We start from the raw sequence: 1,014 nt of genomic DNA, 5'->3' as shown, positions 1-1,014 counted from the left end.
CACCAACACCCAACCGGTGATGCTGGTGGCGGCGGTGGCGGCCTACCGCGCCTGGATGGCCGAGACCGGTGCCGCGCCTGCCGTGGTGGCCGGCCATTCGCTGGGTGAATATTCCGCGCTGGTGGCTTCCGGTGTGTTGACGCTGGCGCAGGCCGCGCCGCTGGTGCGCTTTCGGGCGCAGGCCATGCAGAACGCCGTGCCGGTGGGCGTGGGTGCCATGGCTGCTATTTTGGGGCTGGATGCTACTAAAGTGATAGCTGGTTGTGCCGATGTGACAAGCGCTATGCGCGCTTTAGGCACTGAGTTTGCAGCCGAGGTGGTGGAGGCAGTGAACTTCAACGACCCCGGCCAGACCGTGATTGCGGGCAGCAAGGCCGCGGTCGAAAAAGCCTGCGAAGTCCTCAAGGCCAGCGGTGCCAAGCGGGCCCTGCCTTTGCCGGTGTCGGCACCGTTCCATTCCAGCCTGATGCAGCCCGCAGCCATGCAACTGCGCGACAAACTGGCGCAGACCGTGTTTGCCGCGCCGCAGATTCCGGTGGTCAACAATATTGACGTAGCGGTGGAGCAGGATGCCGACCGCATCCGCGATGCCCTGGTGCGCCAGGCTTTCGGCCCGGTGCGCTGGGTCGAGTGCGTGGCCGCTATCAAGGCCCGCGGCGTGACCACCCTGGTCGAATGCGGTCCCGGCAAGGTGCTGGCCGGTATGGTCAAGCGCATCGACGCGGGCCTGGTCGGCCTGCCTTTGTTCGACCCCGCCAGCATGGCCGAGGTCCAGTCCCAACTATTAGGAGCCGCCGAATGAGCGCCGCTGAATTTGCAGGCCAGGTGGCCTTGGTCACAGGCGCTTCGCGCGGCATTGGTGCCGCCATCGCCCTGGAATTGGCGCAACGCGGCCTGAAGGTCGTTGGCACCGCCACCATCGATGCGGGTGCCGCAGCCATCAGCCAGGCGCTGGCCGCCTTCCCCGGTTGCAGCGGCAAGAAGCTCAACGTCAACGACGGGGCCGAGGCCGAA

General features: G+C 66.5%; 2 protein-coding genes. Both read left to right on the top strand.

The window, feature by feature from the left end; translation table 11 throughout:
* The coding region (locus tag AC097L_RS26560) for an ACP S-malonyltransferase (RefSeq protein ID WP_479589677.1) at positions 1-802 on the top strand (802 nt) is incomplete at its 5' end.
* The coding region (locus AC097L_RS26555; RefSeq protein WP_479589676.1) for an SDR family NAD(P)-dependent oxidoreductase at positions 799-1,014 on the top strand (216 nt) is incomplete at its 3' end. The genes AC097L_RS26560 and AC097L_RS26555, both read left to right, overlap by 4 nt.

It is taken from the genome of Rhodoferax sp. RT5P35, from assembly GCF_056521385.1.
This window is presented reverse-complemented; position numbering and strand designations above follow the sequence as displayed.